Origin of the sequence: Lysinibacillus xylanilyticus (assembly GCF_001183605.1) — a bacterium.
Taxonomy (GTDB): Bacteria; Bacillota; Bacilli; order Bacillales_A; family Planococcaceae; genus Lysinibacillus; species Lysinibacillus xylanilyticus.
Genome location: NZ_LFXJ01000005.1, coordinates 1,120,293 through 1,145,998, shown reverse-complemented (window position 1 = coordinate 1,145,998; position 25,706 = coordinate 1,120,293). Strand labels below are relative to the sequence as shown.

21 protein-coding genes and 1 pseudogene are annotated in these 25,706 nt (G+C 34.6%); 16 read left to right on the top strand and 6 right to left on the bottom strand.

Going from position 1 to position 25,706, the window contains the following annotated elements:
• Positions 1 to 572 precede the first annotated feature (572 nt).
• On the bottom strand, positions 573 to 1,796 hold the full coding sequence (locus tag ACZ11_RS27505; protein WP_049665252.1) for a COG4705 family protein: 1,224 nt from the start codon (positions 1,794 to 1,796) through the stop codon (positions 573 to 575).
• A gap of 407 nt (positions 1,797 to 2,203) precedes the next feature.
• Here ACZ11_RS27505 and ACZ11_RS08370 point away from each other — a divergent pair, with 407 nt between their 5' ends.
• The 3 genes from ACZ11_RS08370 to ACZ11_RS08360 all read left to right on the top strand — a co-directional run bounded on the left by ACZ11_RS08370 (position 2,204) and on the right by ACZ11_RS08360 (position 5,708).
• The gene (locus ACZ11_RS08370; protein WP_049665250.1) at positions 2,204 to 3,487 is read left to right on the top strand and encodes a DedA family protein; all 1,284 of its coding nucleotides are present in this window, start codon (positions 2,204 to 2,206) and stop codon (positions 3,485 to 3,487) included.
• Between the two features lie 165 nt (positions 3,488 to 3,652).
• Positions 3,653 to 4,360: a response regulator transcription factor gene (locus ACZ11_RS08365; RefSeq protein WP_082172793.1), complete on the top strand. Its 708-nt coding sequence runs from the start codon at positions 3,653 to 3,655 to the stop codon at positions 4,358 to 4,360.
• On the top strand, positions 4,338 to 5,708 hold the full coding sequence (locus ACZ11_RS08360; protein ID WP_049665248.1) for a sensor histidine kinase: 1,371 nt from the start codon (positions 4,338 to 4,340) through the stop codon (positions 5,706 to 5,708). The genes ACZ11_RS08365 and ACZ11_RS08360 overlap by 23 nt, the downstream gene beginning before the upstream one ends.
• 256 nt (positions 5,709 to 5,964) lie before the next feature.
• Here the strand turns inward: ACZ11_RS08360 and ACZ11_RS08355 are convergent, their stop codons facing one another.
• A complete protein-coding gene (locus tag ACZ11_RS08355) occupies positions 5,965 to 6,471 on the bottom strand; it encodes a helix-turn-helix domain-containing protein (protein ID WP_049665246.1) in 507 nt (168 codons plus the stop codon).
• Between the two features lie 169 nt (positions 6,472 to 6,640).
• Here ACZ11_RS08355 and ACZ11_RS08350 point away from each other — a divergent pair, with 169 nt between their 5' ends.
• Positions 6,641 to 7,981 (top strand): MFS transporter, encoded by a 1,341-nt coding sequence (locus ACZ11_RS08350; RefSeq protein WP_049665245.1) that lies wholly within the window; start codon positions 6,641 to 6,643, stop codon positions 7,979 to 7,981.
• 28 nt (positions 7,982 to 8,009) lie between these two features.
• Positions 8,010 to 8,993 carry an ornithine cyclodeaminase family protein gene (locus tag ACZ11_RS08345; protein ID WP_049665243.1) on the top strand — a complete coding sequence of 328 codons (984 nt, stop codon included), beginning with the start codon at positions 8,010 to 8,012 and terminating at the stop codon, positions 8,991 to 8,993.
• 205 nt (positions 8,994 to 9,198) lie between these two features.
• Here ACZ11_RS08345 and ACZ11_RS08340 read toward each other — a convergent pair whose 3' ends face one another.
• Positions 9,199 to 10,110, bottom strand: coding sequence for a DNA glycosylase (locus ACZ11_RS08340; protein WP_049665242.1), 912 nt, complete (start codon positions 10,108 to 10,110; stop codon positions 9,199 to 9,201).
• Between the two features lie 169 nt (positions 10,111 to 10,279).
• Here ACZ11_RS08340 and ACZ11_RS08335 point away from each other — a divergent pair, with 169 nt between their 5' ends.
• The 9 genes and pseudogenes from ACZ11_RS08335 (at position 10,280) to ACZ11_RS27500 (ending at position 19,595) form a co-directional block, all read left to right on the top strand.
• Positions 10,280 to 10,993: a 2OG-Fe(II) oxygenase gene (locus tag ACZ11_RS08335; RefSeq protein WP_049665240.1), complete on the top strand. Its 714-nt coding sequence runs from the start codon at positions 10,280 to 10,282 to the stop codon at positions 10,991 to 10,993.
• A 243-nt stretch (positions 10,994 to 11,236) separates the two neighbouring features.
• Entirely contained in the window at positions 11,237 to 11,875 is a 639-nt protein-coding gene (locus tag ACZ11_RS08330) for a bifunctional transcriptional activator/DNA repair enzyme AdaA (RefSeq protein ID WP_049665238.1), read from the top strand.
• The gene (adaB, locus tag ACZ11_RS08325; RefSeq protein ID WP_049665236.1) at positions 11,859 to 12,404 is read left to right on the top strand and encodes a methylated-DNA--[protein]-cysteine S-methyltransferase; all 546 of its coding nucleotides are present in this window, start codon (positions 11,859 to 11,861) and stop codon (positions 12,402 to 12,404) included. Before ACZ11_RS08330 ends, adaB begins: the two co-directional genes overlap by 17 nt.
• 19 nt (positions 12,405 to 12,423) lie before the next feature.
• Positions 12,424 to 13,242, top strand: a complete 819-nt coding sequence (locus tag ACZ11_RS08320) for an SPL family radical SAM protein (RefSeq protein ID WP_049665234.1) — start codon at positions 12,424 to 12,426, stop codon at positions 13,240 to 13,242.
• A gap of 114 nt (positions 13,243 to 13,356) precedes the next feature.
• A pseudogene (locus ACZ11_RS26965) lies at positions 13,357 to 13,602 on the top strand (ATP-grasp domain-containing protein); the annotation flags it as partial.
• Positions 13,603 to 14,914: 1,312 nt separating this feature from the next.
• Entirely contained in the window at positions 14,915 to 15,412 is a 498-nt protein-coding gene (locus ACZ11_RS08315; RefSeq protein WP_049665232.1) for a DinB family protein, read from the top strand.
• Between the two features lie 403 nt (positions 15,413 to 15,815).
• Positions 15,816 to 17,972, top strand: a complete 2,157-nt coding sequence (locus ACZ11_RS08310) for an ATP-dependent helicase (RefSeq protein WP_049665231.1) — start codon at positions 15,816 to 15,818, stop codon at positions 17,970 to 17,972.
• Between the two features lie 749 nt (positions 17,973 to 18,721).
• Positions 18,722 to 19,063, top strand: a complete 342-nt coding sequence (locus ACZ11_RS08305) for a hypothetical protein (RefSeq protein ID WP_049665229.1) — start codon at positions 18,722 to 18,724, stop codon at positions 19,061 to 19,063.
• 295 nt (positions 19,064 to 19,358) lie between these two features.
• Positions 19,359 to 19,595, top strand: coding sequence for a phosphatase PAP2 family protein (locus ACZ11_RS27500; RefSeq protein WP_400961391.1), 237 nt, complete (start codon positions 19,359 to 19,361; stop codon positions 19,593 to 19,595).
• Between the two features lie 159 nt (positions 19,596 to 19,754).
• On the opposite strand, the gene ACZ11_RS25095 is transcribed toward ACZ11_RS27500, so the two are convergent.
• Both ACZ11_RS25095 and ACZ11_RS27495 read right to left on the bottom strand, forming a co-directional pair.
• The gene (locus ACZ11_RS25095; protein ID WP_082172721.1) at positions 19,755 to 19,862 is read right to left on the bottom strand and encodes a YjcZ family sporulation protein; all 108 of its coding nucleotides are present in this window, start codon (positions 19,860 to 19,862) and stop codon (positions 19,755 to 19,757) included.
• A gap of 108 nt (positions 19,863 to 19,970) precedes the next feature.
• Positions 19,971 to 20,057 carry a hypothetical protein gene (locus tag ACZ11_RS27495; protein ID WP_403089293.1) on the bottom strand — a complete coding sequence of 29 codons (87 nt, stop codon included), beginning with the start codon at positions 20,055 to 20,057 and terminating at the stop codon, positions 19,971 to 19,973.
• A gap of 903 nt (positions 20,058 to 20,960) precedes the next feature.
• Between ACZ11_RS27495 and ACZ11_RS08295 the strand changes: the two genes are divergently transcribed.
• Positions 20,961 to 23,267 (top strand): glycoside hydrolase, encoded by a 2,307-nt coding sequence (locus tag ACZ11_RS08295; protein WP_049665226.1) that lies wholly within the window; start codon positions 20,961 to 20,963, stop codon positions 23,265 to 23,267.
• A gap of 697 nt (positions 23,268 to 23,964) precedes the next feature.
• Here the strand turns inward: ACZ11_RS08295 and ACZ11_RS08290 are convergent.
• Positions 23,965 to 24,240, bottom strand: coding sequence for a YqhV family protein (locus ACZ11_RS08290; protein WP_049665224.1), 276 nt, complete (start codon positions 24,238 to 24,240; stop codon positions 23,965 to 23,967).
• An 829-nt stretch (positions 24,241 to 25,069) separates the two neighbouring features.
• Here ACZ11_RS08290 and ACZ11_RS08280 point away from each other — a divergent pair.
• Positions 25,070 to 25,636: a DUF4256 domain-containing protein gene (locus ACZ11_RS08280; RefSeq protein ID WP_049665222.1), complete on the top strand. Its 567-nt coding sequence runs from the start codon at positions 25,070 to 25,072 to the stop codon at positions 25,634 to 25,636.
• Positions 25,637 to 25,706 lie beyond the last annotated feature (70 nt).

Here is a 25,706-nt window from a genome sequence, read left to right as displayed (position 1 = left end):
GGGAACTGGTTTTTTATGCAGAAAAAAACTATAGATACAGTAGTGTCTTTATATACGGAAGCATTCAATAATAGGGATCATGATATCAACTTTAGTTTTTATCATAGATGAGAAAAAAACAAAACGACAACTTATAGAAATTTGGAGTTATTATTATTGTCCTGCTTCAACAGGATTAGGAAAAGCAATGGATCCATGCTTTCTACATCTGCACGTTTTGCTGGATCTGCTAGTTTTTCAGCATTTATAGTATCATTGATGCTTTTGTGATTTAATTTAAAAAATAGCATAAATATAAACTGGCATTGGAACCTAATGGGCATTAAAACCCCTTCCAATGCGTGACTCTAACCCTTACAGCACGCGGCGACCGCTCCGAGATGAGAATACACCTACGCGGATTCGCCGGTCTTCCTGACGATCAGTACAGGTACGAATGATGGTCCAAAACGCTCGATAATCTGTTGTCTCTCCTAAGTGACCAGGGGAAGGAATCGGAGACGATTGATAAATTAGTTCATTCGCTTCGTCAACACAAAAAGGGAATCGCGATTTGCGATTCCCTTAAATTTTTATTTATTTGCACTGTTTATAACACTAAGTGAATTGGTAAGAGCAGACTTACACTTGTTGGCATCAGGGTTTGATGAACGAACGGATGCTAATACAACGTCTATCGTACCATCAATTTCCGTCCATGTGTTGCCATCAATTGCTCTTAGTCTAGGTTCCTGTGTATCCCATTGATGTTCCAAATCGTCCGCAATTTTTTTCGCTGTGGAAAATTCATTTGAGTTAATAGATTTTAGTATGTCATTCTCAATATTAATAAAATCAGATAACTGTCCAGCTATTGTCGTTTGCGATGAATCAGACTGTGATGCGATTTGGTTACTGCGCCAAATATAACTGCCTACTCCAAGAACTAAGAACATACACAATACCACAATGGTTTGTACCAAAACATTTTTCTTGTTTCCATTTTTCACTACTGTTTCATTTTTTGCTGTTATATCAATTTTTGAAACAGCAAGATACATTATGATGGCTAATATAGCTACAATAAAAATGACACTTGTAACAGTTGTCCCTAAACCTAATCCTCCATTAGCTTTTGGTTGCGATAAGTAATCTCCGAGTGATGCTCCAAGCGGACGAGTCAAAATATATGCAATCCAAAAGGCTAATATTCCATTCAATTTCATTTTCCATAACAGGAATATACAAGCAATGATGACGATGACTGTTAATCCTGTTTTAAGATAGCCAAAACCTAATTGTTCAGAATATAAATCGCCAACTGCTGTTCCAAGTGCAAAGGTGAATAGAATGGTAAGCCAATAGAAAACTTCTCTTTTTTTTGAATAAATTGAGTGGATAGACAATGTTTTTTCACTAAGATACCAAAAAAGAAAAGTTAATCCAAGAAGTACTGAGAAAATTATGGTACTAACCTCAAGGCGTATTCCCATATTATCTGTCATGTTATCTGTTACCAATGTACCAAACACACTTATAAGTACAACTGTTAACCAATAAATACCTGGGACATATTTATTTACTCTAAATTGAAGATATAAAACAATAAAAAAGGCGACTCCGATAATGATGGTCGTATTCATTAACCCAAATCCAAGATTCAAATTCAAAAAATCAGCAAACGTTTCCCCAACAGTTGTACATAAAACCTTGATGATCCAGAAGAAAATAGTAACTTCCGGTACTTTGCTTAACAATTCCCAACTGGAACGTTGGACTAATTCAGTTTGTTCAGAATAGGATAAGTTTCCTTTCATAGAACTCATCTCCTTTTTGTAAGTAGTCATTGAATAGCAGGTAAATAATCTCGTTGCAACTGGTAAGCAGAAATACCCCCCAAGTAGGAATGATAACCACACAATTATGAGTATGACTCTTTGCATAGTTGCCTCTACTACTTTTTCATTTTTTTACCTCCCAAAATGATTTTAAAATCTCAAAAACTTTGAATGCTTTACTAGTTACTTACATGAAATCTAAAAATTTTTAAGCACTCTAAATTAGTGCATCCTTAGTTTATAAAACAAAACTGTCCATTTCCTATATAAAAACTTAAAAATTCCTTAATAGGCACCATTACTTTCAAAATAGTGATAAATTGTAGTTAAAGTTAAGGTGCTTCCTGCTCTTTTGATTAAATTTGTTAATAAATTTGGAGGCTTTTATGTCATATTTAATTACTTTATTTGAACAACACAGCTATTTGATTTTATTTATAGGGATCTTTTTAGAACTCATGGCTCTTCCTATATCTGGTGAATTTTTAATGAGCTATGCAGGATTCTTTGTTTATAAAGGGGAAATGAATTATTTTTTAGCCATTCTCACAGTCTTTTTATCTGCTGGTGCAGGAATTACGTTAACTTATTGGATAGGAAAGGCAGGGGGCTATAAACTAATAGAGAAGTATGGTAAATATGTACACCTTGGACCAGAAAAATATCAAAAAATAGCTGCTTGGTTTGAACGATCAGGCAGTAAATTATTAGTTTTTGCTTATTTTATCCCTGGTGTAAGGCATTTTACTGGCTATGTTTCAGGTGTTTCAAAAATTCCTTTCCGAAAATTCATCATACCGGCATATACAGGTGCTTCTTTATGGGGAATTTGTTTCATTACCCTTGGAAAAGTATTAGGTCCAAAATGGGATACTTTCCATCAAGCAGCAGGTAAATATTTAATAGTTTTTCTTATTGTTTTGGCTGTTTTGTTAGGAAGTTGCCTCATATTTAGGTTTTATAAAATTCAAATTAAAAACTTTTTTATTCGTTCAATAACATGGTTAAAAAACCGATTTAAAACAATAAGAGCGACAGATATTTTTCTTATATTCCTAGCGTCAGCTCTAATTAGTTTGGTGATCCTAATGTTTGGAATAGTACAAGATTATCTTGAAAATGATGTTGCCGAGTTTAATCAAATCGCAGAATATGTAGTTCATTCTAATATTTATATTAACTGGTTGGGAGAGCTTTTGATTTTCCAACAGTCGATCACACTTAGCAGCATTATAGCTGTAACCATCATAAGTATTTGGATTAAGAAACAGAACAGGTTACTAGAGTATCTTCTACTCATTGTTTCCATATTGGGAGGTATTCCTTTTCATGCATTCATCGTGGAGGTTTTTTCGCTCCTCCAATCGATTGGATTTAGGGGAGAATTTCATTCATCCAATTTTCCTGATTTAAAAGCCACTTTGACAATTATCATTTATGGAACATGTATATTTTTACTTGTACGTCACTTGAAAAACAATTATTTGACAATTATTATTCCTTTATTGGGTTTACTCTTATTAACGGGGCTCGCGTTTGGGAATATATTATCGACCAATGTTCTTCCCAGTGACATTGTAGGTGGTTATATTTGTGGTGGAGTTTGGATATTTTCTAACTTCCTATTGTTTGAACTGTTTCGACTTGTGCTCGAAAAAAATGAATTATAGAGAAATACTTTTATCTTCATTCAGCAGAAAACACCTACTGAAAAAGATAAATCCTCCGGCGGATGTCACGGATTTTCAAAGGAATGAATTGTGCAAGAACAATTCAAAATCCGGACAAAATTACGCCAAGGCGAAATTGATATATGGAGAGAGGATGAGTATGAAGTGAAAGCACATATTCTTTTAATTGAAGATGAAACGCAAATAGCACGTGTCGTAAAAATGGAGCTGGAATATGAAGGTTATCAGGTCACAGTAGAACATGACGGTAGGGCAGGTTTTGAAGCAGCCTTACAAACAAACTTTGATTTAATTTTATTGGATGTGATGCTGCCTGGGCTAAATGGAATTGAGGTATTAAGAAGGCTAAGAAAGGAAAACAGGAATGTTCCTGTTATTCTTTTAACAGCTCGAAATACTACATTAGATATCGTATCCGGCTTAGATCAAGGAGCGAATGACTACGTGCCCAAACCATTCAGAATCGAGGAATTATTGGCGAGAATTCGTGCTTGTTTACGCAATCAACCTAAAGCAATTCATGAGAATTCCGTATTGAAGGTGAATGATTTAGTAATTGATGCAGATGCAAGGGAAGTCACTAGGAGTGGGAAAAACATTACGTTAACACCCAAGGAATATGACTTTTTACTTTATTTAGTCATGAATAAAAACAAAGTAGTCACACGGGAAAATATTTTACTGAATGTTTGGGGATGGGAATATGAAGGTGAAGGCAACATACTCGATGTCACTGTAGCCCATCTCAGAAAAAAAATAGACGAAGGATTTTCCTCCCCATTATTCACGACCGTTTGGGGAGTGGGGTATACCATAAAGGAGAAAACAAATGAGGATTACTACAAAAATTAATCTATTAACGACTGCTTGGATGCTGTGTATTTTGATACTTGTCAATATCGCTGTCTACTTCTCGTTTACGAAATTTTCGACTAATATGGAAGAAGTAGAACTGTTTCAAAAAGCCGAGGACTTAATAAAAGTTATTGATTCACTCGATGCATCCAGCAATATTAACGAAGAATTAGGTGATTTTTTAACTCCCCATTCCTATATTAGAATTATAGATCCGAATAACAACGTCATTCACGAAATAACCAATGATGCATTACTTTTAAAAACGATGCAAGGTCAATACGTTAAAACAAAGCAAGCACAAACACATTTGATTTCGGCAGAACAAGTTGAGGAGCAGGTATTAATTGTTCGTGTTCCAATTAAAAATGGTAATCAAATTACCGGGAGTGTAGAAATTGGAGAACGATTATTAGGTTTTGAAACTGATAAAGAGATACTTCGTGCCATTCTAGGCCTCTGCACCTTATTAGCTGCGATTTTTTCCTTACTTGGTGGCAAATGGTTGTCCAATATGATTATGAAGCCCATTTCAAGCATGATTAAAACTATGGAGGAAATTGAGATAAGTGGGGTTCCTAAGCCCATCGCCATTCAAAATCAGACAAAAGATGAACTTCATACAATGGCAAAAACATTTAATCAAATGATTCATCGACTTCAAGAAAATATGGAAAAACAAAAACAGTTTGTGTCTGATGCGTCCCATGAATTAAAAACACCTTTAACCATCATTATGAACTATGCAGATTTTTTAAGAAGACATGGATTAGATAATAAAGATATGACCGATGAAGCAATCAATGCCATTACTTCGGAAGCAACCAGAATGCAAAAAATGACACAGACACTTTTAGACTTAGCGACTTTAGAAAACGAAATTTCACTAGAATTGAATGAACTAAACTTGGTGTCTTCATGCCAAGGTGTTATAAATCAATTGAAACAAGTTTATAGTCGTGAAATATCATTACATTATGCAGAAGATCCAATTGTTATACTTGCAGATGAATTAAAAATCAAACAACTTATTATTATTTTGCTGGATAATGCAATGAAATATAGTAAGGATCAAATTGATGTATTTATAGAAAAGGATCAACAACATGTGATTATACGTGTAAAAGATTATGGAATTGGAATACCTAAGGAAGAGCTTCATAATATTTTTGAACGATTTTACAGGGTGGATAAAGCAAGAACCCGAAAAACAGAGGGCTCTGGTTTAGGACTAAGCATTGCAAATAGGATTGTGAAATTATATAAAGGTGAAATTAAAATTACAAGTAAAGAAGGAACAGGGACGACAGTAGAATTGTATTTACCAATTAATAAAATTTTATAAATATTTTTATTGAAGTCTAGAAATCACAAATCGTCTATCAAAGTACTTTAGTGGACAATCAAATTATGTTGATAAAGGCATTTTAGACAGATTCAACCTGTGACTGCGATTTTGTTTCTAACTTTTGTAATAAAGTGTAAACAGATCTCGTCAATACTGGTGAAAAAGAAGTTGGTTGTATTTGAAACAGCTTTTAAGAGTCATGCTACGTTATACATGTAGCATGGCTCTTTTAGTTGTACTTCATAGTCTTTTTTTATTGAGATGAGACAAGCAGGAACTTAACAGGTTTATTTTGATAATTGTACCAATAATGTGTTTTCCTAGCATCAAACATTTTAGATTCGTTTTCTTTTAAAACAAATTCTTGTTCTTCAATAATAACGGTTAATTCACCTTCTACAATATAAATAAATTCATGACCGTCATGTGAAAAAGCATTTCCTTCATTTTCTCCAGCTTTTAACGTAACGAGTATTGGTAAATAGGAAGCACCTATATTACCATCTGATAAGTCCAAATAATGGAATTGGGAACGTATTTCATTTAATTCTTCATTGTTAGTAGTAAAGAAAACGCTTGGATTTACTTCTAAAGCATCTGAAATTTTCTTCAAAGATTCTAATGTTACATTGGATTTTCCTCTTTCCACCTGAGATAAGAAGCTAATAGAAACTCCTGTTTGAGAGGCTAGCATTTTTAAAGTATATTGTTTTTCTTTGCGTATTCTTTTTAATGTTTCCCCTAGAAAATCTGATGTCATTATATCAAGCTCCTTTATTGATTATAATATTTAATTCTATACACGATTCAATAGAAAGTCATAATAAAAAAATAATTTACATTATTGACAGAGAATTCGGTCGATTGTAAAGTAAGAACTAGAATGAAATTGAAGCACCACTTCAATTTTAAACAAAGGGGGAAAGTATATGGATGCAAAACAAATGAGAAAGATTTGGATTGCTAGTTTGGTAGGGAGTTCGATTGAATGGTTTGATTACTTTTTGTATGGCACAGTTGCTGCACTCGTTTTTAATCAAGTGTTTTTTGTGAATGAAGATCCAACAGTAGGTTTGTTACTTGCTTACGCTTCATTTGCATTATCATTCTTTATTAGACCGTTTGGTGGGGTAATTTTCAGCCATATTGGAGATAAGATTGGCCGTAAAAAAACATTAGTAATAACGTTGAGTTTGATGGGGATTGCAACCTTTGGGATGGGGTTACTTCCTACATATCAAGCAATTGGCATCTGGGCTCCAATATTATTGATTACTTTAAGATTAGTGCAAGGGTTAGGTATTGGTGGAGAATGGGGAGGAGCACTTTTACTTGCTGTAGAATATGCACCAAAAGAAAAAAGAGGATTATATGGAGCTATTCCGCAAATGGGTGTAACGATTGGTATGGTGTTTGGAACTATTGCCTTGTCTCTTATGACTTTACTTCCTGAAGACTCTTTTATGACTTGGGGATGGCGTATACCATTTTTAATAAGTGCATTTTTAGTTTTATTTGGTTTATGGATTCGTAAAGGTATTGATGAGACGCCTTCATTTAAAAAGGTTCAAGAATCAGGTGAGATTCCAAAACTACCAATTATAGAGACGTTGAAAAACTATTGGCGTGAAGTATTAATTGCTATTGGAGCCAAGATTGTAGAAACAGCACCTTTTTATATTTTTGGTACGTTTGTTGTATCCTATGCAACATCAAATTTAGGTTTTTCTAGAACAGTCACTCTAAATGCCGTAATGATTGCAACAATTATTACGACGATTTTAATTCCGATAATGGGGAGCTTATCAGATAAATACGGTCGTAAAAAGTTATACATTATTGGAACTGTTGGAATGATACTATTTGCATTTCCTTATTTCTGGATGTTACAACAACAATCAGCCTTATTGCTTGTAGTAGCTACAATAATCGGTCTAGGCGTTATTTGGTCGCCAATTACGGCAGTGCTAGGCACAATGTTTTCAGAAATATTCGACGCAAAAATTCGTTACACAGGGATTACTTTAGGATACCAAATTGGTGCAGCTGTAGCAGGAGGAACAGCTCCATTAGTAGCAACAGCTCTATTAGTTAAATTTGATAATTCTTATGTACCAATTGCGTTATATATTATCTTTACAGCAATCGTTTCATTAATTGCCATTTGGGCTGTTAAAGATCGTAGTCAAGAGAATTTAGATACTGAAATACAAAAAGATTCGAAAACAGATGACACAAAAAAAATCCCAGTCGGGACTATGGAGTCGTAATGATACGATTCATTGGAGGGTATTCGATATGTTGATATTAAATGAAGAACAAATTTTGAAGAGCTATAGTATGAAAAATGCTATAGCGGACGTTAGGAAGGTATTAAAAGCAAAAGAGGAAAACAAAATTGTGAACTTGCATCGTACTGTTATAGACTTTCCAGATCATGATGCGTCGGCACTATATATGCCAAGTGCCGATTTAGTTAGTGAAGTTGCTGCTGTAAAGGTTGTTACCATTTTCCCTAAAAATTCTCCAATGGGAATGCCAACAACTCAAGGTGTCTTATTACTAACTGACGCAGAGAATGGTACACATATGGCTATGATGAATGCCTCGTATCTAACTCGACTAAGAACTGGGGCTTTAAGTGGAATTGCTACAGATTATTTAGCTAAAAAAGATGCAACTATACTAACAGTAATCGGGACAGGTGGGATGGCTTTTGAGCAAGTACTAGGGGTATTAGCTGTGAGATCTATAACTAAAATATTACTAGTAAATAAAACAACATCAAAAGCTTATCGTTTTGGTGATAAATTAGAAGAATATGGTATAAAGATTCCATTTGAAGTAATAGAAGAAGTATCCGAAGCAGTAAAGCAAGCTGATATTATTTGCTGTGCTACAAGATCAACTAGTGCCGTTTTAGATGGAGATAATTTAAAGCCAGGTGCTCATATTAATGGCATAGGTTCATATTTACCTAGTATGCGCGAAATTGATGAAACATCGATTTTGAAGGCTAAGAAAATTGTAGTAGATGATTTTAATGGAGTAAAAAATGAAGCCGGAGAATTTATTCATGCTGCTGAAAAAGGCATATGGTCATTCGATGAGATATATTGCGAACTTGGTAAACTTGTCACAGAGACTAGAAATGGTAGAGAAGATGAACATGAGATAACAATTTTTAAATCAGTAGGTGCAGCTTACTATGATTTAGCTGTCGCAAAAGGAATATTTCAAAAGGCAAAGCAGCAAGGAATTGGCATTGAAATTGATGTGTAAGGGTGAGTAAAAGCTTGAGCAGAAGCTTGGTGTCTTTTAGATATGCTAATTGGTGTAGCACTAAGGGCTAAGGGTTTGGCTCTTTTCCATTTAGTTAATCTGCCCCATTTCAAATAAGAGCGTGTTTTGATCAATCTTTTTCAAAACATGCTCTTTATAGTTGTTCTCATATCAAGGTTAATATCACGATTTAAGTTGTAATTATTCAGTAAAGGACTCGCCATAAATAAAAGGTAGCGTATGATTCCCAGTTTTTCCATGGCAACGATATTTCTAAGATTTCATCCTTCGTAGGTTTTTGGTTCATATTACGTAATATTCTTATCGAATTAATAAGACCCACATCATCGATTGGAAAGGCTGTCTGAAATCTAAGGCAGCGCATTAGAACATAATTGGCTGTCCAAGGACCGATTCCTCGTATTTTAATTAAGTTTTTTTCAGCATCTTTAAAGTTCATTTTCATTAATTTTTCCCTCGATAATTCTCCACTTGCCATTAATCTAGCAATTCCTATAATATATTCACTTTTTCTTACCGTCATTTTTATATCCGCTAGGTCAGTAGGTGTTAACTGTGCAATTCGTTCGTACGATGGGAACACCCAATACTTTTTACCATTCCATTCGATGGAATCGCCAAATCCTTCTACAAATTGCTTCTTTAAGGAGTACGCGAAGGCTAAGTTAATTTGTTGCCCTAAAACTCCCCAACATAAAGCTTCAAATAAATCGGGAATGCCGATAACTCGCAATCCATAGAATTTTCGGGCAGGCATTTTAAGTAATGGATCTTCTTTTGCCATTTCAAAAAATGGCGTTAAATCGTTATCGAGATCAAACCATTCATGAATATATTTTACAACCTCTTCCCGTTGCCACTTTTCAATAGGTCTAGAATCATTCAGGAATTGAACAACCATTTGTTCATTATCGATTACGCTTAACTGTACTAAGGACCGATTTTCCCCAATGGCTATAACTTTTGTAATTGTATCGTTTTCTATTTCATACATACATTCATTTTTTTCCCTTGTTAGATAGCCTAGGTTTGCATTCATATCGAAATTTTCAGGTAATGTAATTACAATATCATCATTGACTTCATGCCATGTCACTTTTTCATTCTCCTCATCTTATTACGATTTTCTATTGTAACTTTACTTTATCACATAATAATCTTTACTAATTTTGTTATCTTGCTATTACATTCTAAACACCTTATTTTTTTCTAATTATGAGGTTATAGTGTTAGTTATTAAGAATGCTAAATAGGAGTTGATAAAAATGGTCCAAGATATAAAAACGCGTGTCGAAAACTTAAATTGGGATTCAATTCAAAATGAATTAGATGAGCAAGGATATGCAAAGCTACCAACGATTTTAACAAATGAGGAATGTGAATTCTTCATTGAATTGTATCGTGAGGAAGAGTCATACAGAACGACAATCAATATGACGAGATATCGCTTCGGGAATGGAGAGTACAAATATTTTTCCTATCCATTACCTGATATCATCCAAAGTTTAAGAGAGTCCTTTTATCTAGAATTGGCCAAAACAGCCAATCGGTGGTTGGGTTATTTAAAGAAAACAGAACAGTTTCCAGATCAGCTTCAAAACTTTTTGAACACCTGTGAAAAATATGAACAAACTAGACCGACACCTTTAATATTAAAATATGAAACAGGTGGGTTTAATTGTTTGCATCAAGATTTATATGGCGATATATTTTTCCCGTTTCAAGTAGTATTTGTATTAAATCAACGAGATAAAGACTTTTGCGGTGGAGAGTCTCTATTAGTGGAACAAATTCCACGTGCTCAGAGTAGGGGACATGTCATTACTTTAGAACAAGGCAGTGCGCTGATCTTTCCTACTAACCATAGACCTGTCCTAGGTAAAAGAGGATATTACAAAAATACGGTTCGTCACGGAGTAAGCACCGTTACTTCTGGAGAACGATACGGTCTTGGAATCATTTTTCACGATTCTAAATAAAGTGAAACTTTGATCAGTGGGGGTTTTCTTCATCCCCCACTTATCATTAGTTAAACCAATCGGGCTTTTACGGGCTGTTCTTCTCCCACCTAAACTTCTACGATTTCTCTATGTTTTGAGGTTGGAGTCTTACAGCCCGTTAATGCGGGATAAAAAAATTAAACTTCAATATCTTGCTATTCCATTCCCAGAATTGTACATTCTGAAATTATAGGTAGTATATTGTAAGGAGAGGTGAGATAAATGCCAGATAGTATCAATAACGGACATATAGAGAGCTATGATCATAGCGTTTCGAATGATGTGGAAATGATAACAGATGAAAAGTGGCAAGCAATTATAAATAATGATACAGCGTACAATAATCAATTTTTCTACGCTGTAAAGTCGACAGGGATATTTTGTAAACCATCCTGTAAATCACGCGTTCCGAAAAAAGAAAATGTATGCATTTTTCCAAACGCAGAACAAGCTCTACGCGCAAATTTTCGCCCTTGTAAACGTTGCAAGCCCACTAATGAAAATCTGCCTGATAGCGAGTGGGTTGATGTAATTACGGAATACATTGATAAAAATTTTACAGAAAAATTAACGCTGGAATCGTTAGCAAATATTTGTCATGGGAGTCCGTATCATATGCATCGAACATTTAAAAAGATTAAAGGCATCACGCCGGTTGAGTATATTCAACAAGTTAGAGTACACGTAGCTAAAAGGTATTTGATTCAGACAAATAAAGCGATTGGAGATATCGCCATATGTGTGGGTATGGCTAACGTGGCTTATTTTATTACTTTATTTAAAAAGAAAACTGGACAGACACCAGCACAATTTCGTCAAATGATTAAAATGGAGGAAAAGAACAATGGAAACAAAGATTAAACCAACCCTTTATTGGACTTTACTAAAGTTTAAGGATTGGAATTTTTATATTGCATCAAGCTCAAAGGGGCTTGTGTTTGTAGGTTCACAGAACAAACCATTCGAGGAATTGTTCGAATGGGCTAAAAAACGCTTTCCAGGAAGTCCTCTTGTTGAAGATGATGAAAAACTTGAACTCTATGTTGTTGAAATCACTCAGTATCTCGAAGGAAAGCGAAAAACCTTTACTGTTCCATTTGAATACGTAGGTACACAATTTCAGCAAGCAGTCTGGAATGCACTTTGTGAAATTCCTTATGGACAGACCAAATCTTACTCCGACATTGCAAATGATATTAATAAACCAGCAGCTGTCCGTGCTATAGGTGCGGCTATTGGGGCTAATCCGGTATTAATTACCGTACCGTGCCATCGTGTAATAGGAAAGAATGGCTCATTAACTGGCTATCGGGGGGGATTAGAAATGAAGTCACTGCTCCTGGATCTAGAAAAGCATGCATCATCTAGCAATGATTTATTATTGCCGTAAATTGAATGGAGTTTCCGTCATGAAAAGTGATTTATTCTATAAAAGTCCGAAAACCATTCTGAATAAAGGGACTGGCTTTCTTTCTGGATATACTCATTCACTAAATCCTTATACAGGCTGTTCATTTGGGTGCTCCTATTGTTATGTACGCGAAATGCCTGTAGCTCTTTTTCGAGAAGGAGAATGGGGAAATTGGGTCGATGTTAAAAACGGTGCTGCCAGTTTATTAAAAAAGGAGCTCCATCGCGCCAAAGCCAAAGGGAATGTAACCATTTTTATGTCATCAAGTACAGACCCGTATCAACCAATAGAGCATAAGGAAAAAGTGACGCGATCTTTACTAGAAGTTATGGTAGAAGATCCCCCTGACTTTTTATTTGTACAGACTAGAAGCCCACTTGTAAGTCGAGATATCGATTTGCTACAACATTTTAAAGATAAAGTTCGGGTAAGTATGACAGTAGAGACTGATAGGGAAGATATTCGCAAGCATTTTACGCCCTATGCTCCTCCTATTCCAGCAAGGCTTAAAACACTCCAACTGCTTGCTGAATCCGGTATTCCTGCACAGGTTGCCATCGCACCTGTATTACCAAGTAGCGAGCGATTTGCAGAAATATTGCGTCCCTTGGTTAACCGAGTATGTATTGACGATTATTTTATGGGGGACGGCAGTGGTGGTAAACGAACACACAAGATGGGCTTACAAGCGTTATATAGAAATTTGGAAATGGAAGAATGGTATGATCCATCCGTCTATCAAATGGTATATAAACGAATGCGGCAGTATTTTTCGGAAGATGAACTTTTCATTAGCCAGAAGGGTTTCGAACCGTAGCGTTATAAATAGTAATCATCAAGTCTTCATTTTGGAACTAAAAGCGCTTTTATAACAGGTTTTGAATTTTTAGGTGGTACAGACATTAGATGAAAAAACAGGGGTGTATTATGAGGTTGCTTAAAAGAAATCAAGTATGAAGGGTTAGCTAACATATCCGAGATCGTATTAATTGATCTATTAGTAAAAGAGGGCGACACCATACCAACTATTGTAGACAGTACTGGGCGCAAAGGATATATATTATTTACGGCCAATGATATAAAACATATGTACGAAGTTGCAGATAAAATATGTGACAATATAACATTTGTTTATCAGGATTTGTCAGAATGGAAACCTTCGTTTAAAAAATTTTAAAAGGATCGTGGCACATGACGGGTCTATTGGGGCTTTCTCGAATGCCAATATTTATTTAGTAAATACACGAGAACCACGTTTTGGGAAAGAGATGTAAAGGATGTACGATAATATCACATTAATTGATTGGCATTCCGCAACGACTAATCATTCGGAATATTTCGAACCTGATGGCGTGACGTTCATTTAGTACCTGAAGGAGTTAAAAATTTATCGAACTTAATTCAGCATGCCATAACAATCTTTTAGTAAATTATAAAAATTGCAGTAGTGACCATTTGTTTTCAAGCCTTCCGTAAAAAATGGAAGGCTTTTTTTACGCTGTGAGAGCGATCGAGATGGGCAACGGTACGTGTTAGTGAATCTCGATTACTCTCACAGCGTTATTTTCATTGTAAAAATTAGTAAATGGAATTTCAATAGAGTCAACATTTAATTGTTAAAAATAAGGGTGAAATAAACATTAAACTGCAAACTTGCGAAATATTGCATAACAATAAAGATTGATTTTAAACAAAGCAATATAAACACAGCAGGGAAAAACATTTTTATTTATGTTAATGATCCTACAATAAATACAGATAAGAATTCTAATGTTAATAAGTATAACCAATTGGTGGCTTTACATAATAACATTTTAGTTGTATATCAAAATTTAGAAAGGCAAGAATCATTATACCCTACATATTCTCAAGAATATCGTAATGTATTAGAGAAAGTGTCAAGGATGCTCGAACTTCAAATAAAAGTAAACCAAAAAGTGGAAGTGATATTAATTGAAATTATAAGACAAGGATAGAAAAGACATATTTTAATTACATTTATTCTAAATTATCTAAGCTTTAAACACCTGTAAATATTTTAGATAGATTTTGCTGGTGCTAATGCCGTTAACTCGAAATGGTATGCAAATTCTTATCCCGTAATTGTAAAAGTATTGTACAAATAAAAGGGAATAGGATAAATGATTAGCGATAGTTAGCTCTTGGCAACCAACTATCATTAATCAAAAGCTTGATAACGAAACAATTATTGTATTCGAAATGGCTAGAAGATATACAACATCAAATACATTCAACAAATTTAACAAATAATGAAGTCGTTGCGCTAAGAGATGAACTCTCGTGCAACGACTTCATTATTTAGATAAGAATGTGGTTATTAATAATTTAAACATAAACATTAACTCATTCCGCATTGCAAGACGTGATTGGTTGTGTTCAAAATAGCCAAACTTCCACGCCAAATAATAGAGAGCTTTCTACTCGAATGGAATTTATAGTATGCTAACCATAAGGAGGAGAGGAATATTATGGTTAAACAATTGATTGTCGGTGACGCAACTTATGAATTGGCAACTACGCGTCGCATTCTCGAACGCTTGCCCGAGGAGCATATGTCATGGAGGCCACATGAGAAATCAATGACACTCGGCGGGCTGGCCACACACCTAATCAACCTGCTGAACTGGCAAATCGCGATTTTTCAGTTCGCGGAGTTTGATCTTTCGACCGTTCCGCTGCGACGGGAACCTTTGGAAAAACGATCTGACGTAATGGATGAGTTTGACGCAAACGTCGGCAAGTTTGAAAAGTTGCTCGCCGAATGTGACGAAAATACGCTTGGCGAAGAATGGACGCTACGCCATGGTGACCATATCATCCGCCGAGAGCCGCGAGCGACGGCATTCCGCACCTTCGGATTAAACCACATGATCCATCATCGAGCGCAGCTCGGGGTATACTTGCGCCTACTTGATATTTCGGTGCCAGGCATCTACGGTCCCTCGGCCGACGAGGAAGCCCAATGAACTAAGTTTCTTGATCAGATAAGTGCAATGGACTTATGTATAAAATCTCATATGTGGGGCAGATGAATGTATGTCACCATTTTAGTTACTTAGGACAAAAACTTTGATCAATATTGAGTTGTAGAATAGCTATTCGCTAGAGCAATTACCATCAATCGATGTACAGGACACACAGCGTTAGATTCGCTCATGCCCAGATCAGATAAGATTCTGACTAATTTTAAGATACAATAAAATAATCATTTAAATTATGATAACAATAGCGTCCCCTGAACAACAGGTGGGCGCTATTTACCGCTTACATTTATCCTTTCTTTGCTTTATAATTGTGCTGCTTTCCCTCGGATGAATCCTCATCATTTGGTATAATAACAAATAGATTTTTTAGAACGGAGCGATTTATATGAATGTAGCGCAAAAAGCGTATTTTGAGGAAAAGGAGCGTTCACTTGGCGTTCGTCTGAATGATGTGCAAACGCAGGCGGTGTTGCAAACGAATGGCCCGCTGTTACTATTGGCATCTCCCGGTTCAGGAAAAACGACGACGATTATTATGCGTATTGGCTATATGATTGAGGAGCTTGGTGTGAAACCTTCTCGCATAAAGGCTGTCACGTTTAGTAAGGCATCGGCAGTTGATATGAAGGCACGTTTTGCAAAGTTTTTCCCGCATTTGCCACCGGTTGATTTTTCGACGATTCATAGTTTAGCATTTCAAGTTGTACGGCAGACACTTGATCGTCAGGTCATTTCGTACGGCATCATTGAAGAATCGGACAAGCCTGGTGTTATTTCAAAAAAGGGAGTGCTTCGAGAGATTTTTGAACAAGTAAATGGCTCAAAAATTACCGAAGATCAGTTAGACGAGCTACTGACGTACATAACGTTCATCAAAAATAAAATGCTGCCAGAACAGGAATGGGAAATTGCAGAAGTAAAGGTGCCAAAAAAAGTCGAGATTTTACGACGTTATGAGGAATATAAACGCGCAGGTAGTGAGCGTTTGTTAATTGATTTTGACGATATGCTATTAATGGCGAATGATATTTTCACGAAAGATCGAGATGTGCTGGCGCAATACCAACGCCGTTACGATTATTATTTAACTGATGAAAGTCAGGATACATCACCCGTTCAACATGCAATAATCGCCAAGCTCGTCGCAGTCCATCAAAATTTATGCGTCGTAGCGGATGAGGATCAGGCCATTTATAGCTGGCGCGGTGCAGAGCCAGATTATTTGTTGAATTTCCGAAAGACATATCCGGAAGCGCAGGTTTTACTTATGACGCAAAACTATCGTTCATCTGCTTCGATTGTAGAGCCAGCCAATATATTCATTCAGCGTAATAAAGAGCGTTATAACAAACAAATGTTTACGGAAAATCCTGCAGCAGAGTCAATCTCGTTTAAAATCCTAGAGAATTACAATTTACAGGCCAAATATTTAGTGGATCAGTTGAAAAATCTGTCTAAGCGTGGCTCAACGGCTATTTTATATAGAAATAATATGTCAGCCATTCCGCTTATGGACGCGCTTGACAGAGCAGGTTTGCCTTTCTATATGAAAGATTCCACGATTCGCTTTTTCACGCATTGGGTCGTGGAGGATATTATGAACTTCATGCGTCTAGCGTACAATACAAAAAATATCACGGTATTTGAAAAAGTTTACAGAAAAATGAATGCTTATATTACACCATCGCAATTGAAAGCACTACAGAAAGTGCCAACAGATGGGTGTGTATTCACACAGTTATTAGAGCATGTTGAGTTAAAGGATTATCAGCCTGAATATATTAAGAGGATTCGCAAAACGTATGATAGCATTCAATTTGATAAAACGACGCCAACAGCCATGCTAGAGCATATCCGTTACGACTTTGGATATGAGCGTTCTTTGAAAAATATGAGTGAGAAACTCGGTTTTAATTATGAAAATTTACTAGATATTGTAGACGTACTTGGTTTAATTGCTCGTCATACGTCAACAATGACCGAATTTGCAGGTCGTTTAATGCAACTTGAAAATTTAGCACGTTCGTCTCATACGAAAAATGAATTGAATGCAATTACACTGACAACGTTGCACAGTTCAAAAGGCTTGGAATTTGATCGTGTGTATTTAATTGACTTGATTGAAGGGATTTTACCTAGTGAGTCGGAAGAAGAAAGCGAGGAAGAAGCGCGACTCTTTTATGTCGGTATTACGCGTGCGATTCGCCATTTGGAATTAATTTCGTATAATAAGCGCTTTAAAACAAGCATAGTGCCATCGATTTTCATGAAGGAATTAAAACAAATCGTCTCACCGCAGGAATTGCCAAAGAAAGCGCCCAAAAATCCGAGGAAAGAACTGAAGCAGTACCGTAATGAGCGGACGATTACAACCGAGTCAACGCTAATCGTTGGATCAAAAGTAAAGCATATGATTTTTGGAGAAGGGGAAATATTAGCTGTTACGAGTAGCACGATTGAATTGTCGTTTGCTTCGGGGATTAAGAAGTTTTTGACGGATACATGTTTACAGCAAGGCTATTTAGAAGCGGTGGAAGATTAAATGAAGCGTATTCGGGATATTTTCGAATACGCTTTGTTATAGTAGTTCAGGCTCTACAACTAAAAAAACTGAGACGCATCAAGAATCAATAAAATGTACAGTCGCTTATCTCAATTGCTCTCATAGCCCAAAATAAAAAGCACTTAAAATTCACGAACCATTTCGTAGTAAATCTAATTAAAAATTCGTGTTTGAACAGTAGAAGTGCTATTAGTCTATCAGCTGGACACTTCATTATTCAAATAAAACACGAACATTGCAGTATATAATAATAAGAAACTCACCTTGAAAGATAATCATTTGAATCTTTATGGTTTAGTCAAAGTCAACACTGATGAAGGACGATTTAGAACAAATTCAGCCCTTATATAAGTGCATTTGAGTTATGATTATTGCCATAAGATTAAGAAGAGCTGTAAATAGTATTCATAACTTGTAACCGTATTTTTCGAGTAATTTTTTCAAACTCAATATACAAAACAAATTCGTCAATGGCAGCAAGTATATAACCTCCAAATATCGTATTAATCATTAAATATTATCTGTACAAAATCATGCCATTATCGTAAAAATTAGAATATGTCTGGACATTCTTTTCTAAATTCAGAGACAAGAATATCCAGACAAACATGTTAAATTTTATATATATACCAAAAAGAAATAGTTGTTGATGGATAAGACCAATCTCAGTTGGATAAAATATTTGTGAACTTAAAAAGTTCAAATTTCAAGGATTGGGAGGACTATATATGTCATCTGAAATGGGAGAAATACATCGTACTGGTCAAGACATTAACGACGAAATAGTACATTTTGGTGGGCAAGCTGAGAGTGTTTTTAGTTCATTGGCTGAACAAGGTCGACTTTCAATACAAAAGAAAGCAGACGAATTAGCTGCACAGTATCTTGAAAGTAATCCTAATCCAGACTATTATGATTGTGTTAAAATTGTAGCAGAGGGAGTTTTGACAGCAGGGAGCGAAATAAAGGCTAGCAGTGGTTCTTGGGGAGAATCAGTAGAAGCAGCACTTGGTGCTGGTGTTGATATTCCAGCAGCAAAAATAGCATGTAAAAGAATATCGATGTCATAACATTAATTTTTGAAAAAGCGTAGGCGTAAAAAGCTTATGCTTTTTGAATTTGATCCCTCCTCCACGCCAAATAATTTTAGTTTACATAATATTAATATCTTGTTCACAACTTACTAATTATCGGATGCTTCTCATAATTTATTGTTCAAAAGGGGATTATTCGTATAAATTGCGCTAATTATCGTTTAATGTAGATTTGTCCAATATTCTTAAAAATTATTCATACATAATAGTGATGAACTTAGCTGGTGATACAGAATCACGATACATGTTCTTTGAAGAATAAATATATAATTTGAAACTGGAATATCTGAAGAGTCGAACATACAATTTTGTATGTTCGACTCTTTGGGTGGGAGTTCATTACCCATTAGATGTTCTTGTAGGTGCTTTTATAGGTATTACTTCTGCAGTAATTATTTACTTTACAGTTCCTAAATTAACAATAATAACATCCATAATTTCTAAATACGAATCCATTGAAAAAGTAATCACAAGTAAATTTCTTGAAGCTAAAAAATCTAAAGTTTAGATAATAAAAAGTCACTAGCGTGGCTTTTTATTATGCTTTGAAAGGTGGAAAATAAAAAAAAGGCCACCGGAGGATTGTGACCCTTAGTAATGAAATAGAAGTGAAAGGATAAGTTTGTTTTATCCTAATAGTTATGAGCATTAGAGGCGGTGTTAGGTATTAATAACCTTTATTCATGAAAGTAGCGCCGACAATAATTAAAAGAATGAATAGAACAACAATTAACGCAAATGCTGATCCAGTGCCACTACCGTAGTACTCAGACATAGTAATTCCCCTCCCTTCATAATTTATAATATGTAAAGTTTTCAATAAGGATTGCGATAATTATCTACTTAAATAAATTTAATTAAAAAAAATTACTTTCAAGATATATCAAGAGCTTAAATAAAAAAAGCTCACTCTTGTAAAGTGACCCTTAGATTTATACATGAAAGTAGCGCCAATAATAATTAAATGAATAAATTGAACGACAATTAGCCGTTACGAGTAGCACGATTGAATTGTCATTTGCTAAAGGCTTATGAAGTTTTTGACAGATACATGTTTACAACATGGCTATTTAGAAACGATGGAAGATTAAATGAAGAGTATTCGGGTTATTTTCGAATACGCTTTTATAGTGGTGCTATTTTGTACCTTGATTGTAAAATAAGCGGCTTTACTTCGTAATGTATCAAAGTATGTGTGTTAAGTGCGAATATAAAATTGAGAAAACTGTTGAACAAGGATTGGAAGGGATTTTTTTATCAATCTTTATTTTAAAGCTACAGTTCTAAATTGAAATAGCTATTGTAGATTCGTTAATATCATAAAAATCATATGTCAGGTAGTGTTCTTTTAAACAATATTTGGTGAATGATATTAAGGAAGAAATTTTCGGTTCACCGAGCGAGGTTTTGTTTTAATGATTCTAATAGATATTGGATAAAGCGACGTATTTGGGACTTATGATCTCATTTAAACAGGTTGAACAGCCATAATCCGTTAAAAAGGAAAAAGGTTAAGAAAGTTGTAAATCGTGCTCATAACTAATGACTATATTAACCGCACATTTTTTTAATCTTAATATAAAATACAAATTCATCAATGACAGCATGCGTTTGTAAAACTTCCTTAACCGCTTCAATTGTTTCAGCTTCTACACTCATTTTCGTACTCACTCCCATTTTCCCAGCTATATGGTAGTATGATTCACATTTCAAAATCATTTTCTCAATCTGATTGACGAGATTTCTAATAAGGAGCTTTCTACTAAGGATTTGGGCTTGCCTTTTATTTTGAATTAAAAAATAATAGGTTAGATTTTTTTTTGTGACATTCGTGTAACAAACCAATATTACTCTAGGTATGGAGGTGTGTTACATGAAAAAAATTCTATCAATCATGTTAATTGCTGCAATATTAACAAGCGTTCTTACGGGATGTAAGAAAGAAAAAATTAATACAGGTATAGAGGGTAAGCCACAAATAAATAATTTAGACTTTAACTTTAGTGTGGATCCTGAGACACTTGCGCTTGAGGTGGAATCCAATGGAATTACTGAGAAAGTATCGGAACCATTGGGGAAAATGAAAGTTTCAAATTTAAAAGACAGTGGAGATAACATTAGCTGGAACTATGCAGAACAGGGAATTAAGGTTGATATCGAAAAAAAAGATAAGTATGTTGATGTAACCATAAAATCCAGCAAGGATGAAGACAACATGTTTGCATGGCCAAAAGTGAAAGGTGACGGATATATGCTCCCATTAAATCAAGGGAAGTATATTCCAAGCAATGATTCAATTTGGAAAAATTACTTAAGTGAAGAAAAAATGAAGGTAATTGAGGCTTTATCTATGCAATTTTTTGCAGTTGATAAAAGTGGGTATTCACTAGTATATATAATTAAAAACCCTTATAATAGTGAAATTGTTTATAATACAGAAAACGATATTGAGTTTACTTTTAATCATGAGTTTCCAACTATTAATAAAGAGAAGGAATATGGTTTCAGAGTATATTTAACGAAAAAAAATCCAGTTGATGTTGCAAAGACCTATAAAAATTATTTGATTGAACAGGGGGACTTCAAAAGCTTGGCGGATAAGGCTAAAGAAAATAGTAATATTGAAAAGCTTTATGGTGCACCTCATGCTTATTTTTGGGACAGAACTGTGATTTCAGAAGAAAATATTAAATGGGCAAAGCTGAGAGACATTTTTCCCGAAAAACTGAAATTATGGATTCAGGGGCTATTAACTACTAATGTTGAGGATGGATCAGAGCTTTCATCAGCTTTTGAAGATTTAAAAAGCTTAGATTATGTAGATAAATATAATAAGAAAAGAATAATAAAAGCCTTAAGTGCCGTAATGCAACTAAAGGAATTCTATAATCCGGAAGTATTTACTGAAACAGATAAAGATACTCAGAGGCTGTTAAACAAAGGAATAGAAAATTTAAATCCCGTTGAATTAATTGACCTAAATAAGAGATTATTAAAAAGCATACTTGGAGATGTAGTTGACCCAATAAAGGAGTGGGCAGATGCTAATACTGTAGATGTGATAAAGGACATGAAGGATTCTGGGCTAGAAAATATGTGGATCGGCTTGGATGATTGGCAGGAAGGATTCATTAAACCTGAGTTAGTAAAAGATGCAGAAGAATTCGGCTATCTATTTGGTACCTATGATTCATATCATTCAATCCATGAACCAGGTAAAGAGAAGTGGGAAACTGCTAAATTTAAGGATGCTTCACTTTACGAGAATGCAACTGTAACAAATAAAAATGGAGAAAAGATTGAAGGATTCCAAGGTGCAGGTAGAAAGTTGAATCCGACGCTTGCAATGCCTAGTGTAAAAGAAAGAGTAACTTCGATTTTAAATACTGGCTTAGCATTTAACTCATGGTTTTTAGACACAGATGGCACTGGAGAAATCTTTGATGACTATTCGCCAGAACATATTACTACTGAAAAGGAAGATATCCAGGCTAGGATTACGAGAATGGAGTATCTGCAAAAAGAATGGGATCTGGTAGTAGGAACTGAGGGCGGAAATGATTTTGCTAGCAAATCTATTGCCTTTGCACATGGAATAGAAACGCCATCATTTTCTTGGATGGACGAGGATATGGCAAAAAACAAACAAAGTGAGTATTACGTAGGGAGATACTATTCGAGTAATGGTGGAGTTCCCGAAATGTTTTCTAAACAAATACCACTAAAGGATAAGTACAAGAAGTTATTTTTGGATTCAAACTACACAATCCCATTGTATAAGTTGGTTTACAACGATTCAGTGATCACAACTCATTGGTGGGGATGGGGAACCTTAAAATTTAAAGACGAAATAACAAATAGAATGTTGTATGAGATACTTTATAATGTTCCTCCTTTATATCATATAGATAAACACGAGTGGGAAAAACATAAAGAAACAATTGTAAGGCATTCAAAGGTATGGTCAAATTTTAGCAAAAAAGCAATAACGAAAGAAATGACAGATTTTAAAATTATATCAGATGATAGATTCGTTCAAATGACTGAATATGGTGAAGCATTAAGAGTAGTCGCAAATTTTTCAGAAGATGAATTTAACTATCAAGGCAAAACAATACCAGGAAAATCAGTGTTAATTATTGATGGAAATAGTAATACTATCTATTCACCGGAAAAATAAGCGTGAAATTCGCAATAGTATAACTGCTAATAATTTTCCTTGAGATAATCTTCAGAGAGGCTAAATCTGAACGCTAAGGAATAGTTTACAAGAAGACATAGAAGTAGCTTATCCATAGTGGGGGTTCATTGAAAAAAGGATTAAAAAAGTAATAATTACGTATGCTGCAGTTAGCGTAAAAATATTAGAAAAAAGGTGAAGTTTACGTTTTAAAATGTACCCTATAAGATAGACACTTTCAAAAAGGTCATCTTATAGGGTATTTTTGTTTATGTTGTAGAAAGAAGTTGCTTTAAAGATTTATTCTTTATTTAAATAGAAAACTAGCTAATGCAGTGTAATGTTACTAAACAATCTGATAACGGAAATTATAAAAGGGTCACTGAGTTAAGCTGACCCTGAATGAGGGAGGATGTGACGGTCAACCAACGCCACAACCGAATAAGTGCGTGCGATACACTCAATATTATTTTGTGCAGGTAGAGGTTACTTATACATAAAAAAAACGTAGCGTCGTCACACGCTACAGCTAAATAATGGAACATTATTAGGATGAATAATCAAATGATATTGTTCAGAAAAATTATGGCTAAATGCGATGTTTGTAATAGAGAGTTTAACAAGGATTATGTAATTAACATCCTTTGCAAAACATTCTTTTTGAAGAATTTTATATTTTTTTAGAAATACTTTGTTATTACTTAATATGTGAGCTAATAAGAATAAGTGTAATTCCCGTAAATAGGCAAATGATTCTCGCCACAGGAATTTTATCAGCTAGTCCAAATAATGCAATTGCAGTCGTTACGATTAAAACTGTTGGACCAACCAAAGCAAGCATTGTATTAATATAGAAAGCTTTTTCTAAATTATTAAACTTTAGCATCAACAATCCAGCACTTACTTCAATACTACCAGACAATACACGTAAAATAACCATAGCAAGAACCGATTTTTCAATAATTGTCATCATCCAATCTTAATAGATAATTTTCTCTTATATTATAATTCCATCATTTGGATAATTATAGACTTCTGTTTGAATGAAATACTAAAATCAATATATGTATGATTCGTATCAAATATTCTTGCTATATAGTGTTAATTTAATAAGAGACTTTCTAGTGAAAAGTTCAAAGAGTTTATTAATTGAATCAATTTCATTAATCCATTTTTTGTTTTTGAAAGGAAATAGTATAGGTGCATATAATAAAATCCTAAAGATTTATGGGAAAGATATATTCATTCAAACACTTTCTAGAGATAATACACTCGCAAATGCCATGAAATTTGAAGTGGTTAGCAACGATTAAATACAAAATTGTTGCCCGAATTAGCTTCGAAAGATTCAAATTCAAATTGTATATGGACAAGAACTTTTGGACATTTAAATTTTTAATAAATATTGATGGAATTTATCATTGGTATATATCTAATTTTAGGAAGACATTCGGTATACTTTATAAAAAAATATAAGCATCCTTATTTAATAAGCTTTCTTATGACAACATTAACGACTATGCTTGAATTGATATACGTTTATTTTGGAATGGTAATCTACAATAATGGATGGAATGGGATACATACATTTTGGCGTATAGATATAATTTGTTTTTAAAAAAATGCTGAATTCTCCAGAATAAAATAATATAAAATAGGGAGGAGTAACTGAAAAATGCTAAGATGCTCCTTTTACTATCGAAGGAGATTGCTCTATTGGTAATATTATTTAATTAAAAACGCATAACGGCACAATATAATCCTTAAACAATTTGAGTAAAAACTATTAGGGGGAAACTAATATGACAAAGAAAAATAAGGAGTTATCATTAGAACAACGTGAGGAAATACTCAGAACTTTGAAAGCCCGTTTTGAAAAAAACATGAACCGCCATAAAGACCTTGAATGGGCAAAAGTACAAGCTAAGCTCGAAACTAATACTGAAAAACTGTGGTCGCTCAATGAAATGGAGGGAACTGGCGGTGAACCGGATGTTGTTGGCCATGATAAAAACACGGGCGAATACATTTTTTATGATTGTTCAGTGGAAAGTCCTAAAGGTCGCAGAAGTGTTTGTTATGACCGTGAAGCGCTGGAGTCAAGGAAAAATCACAAACCAGAAAATAACGCTATTGATATGGCAACTGCCATGGGCATTGAACTTTTAACAGAAGAACAATACCGGGAGCTTCAGAAACTTGAAAATTTCGATATAAAAACGTCGAGCTGGGTGAAAACACCTGCTAATATTAGAAAACTCGGTGGGGCCATCTTTTGTGATTATCGCTATGAAACTGTCTTTGTGTACCATAATGGAGCAGAATCCTACTATGCTGCAAGGGGCTTCCGCGGCTCACTAAGGGTCTAAAAATTTTGCATAGACAGAATAAACTTGGCTGTTTAAAAACCCTTTCTCAACTAACGAAGCAGGATAGTTG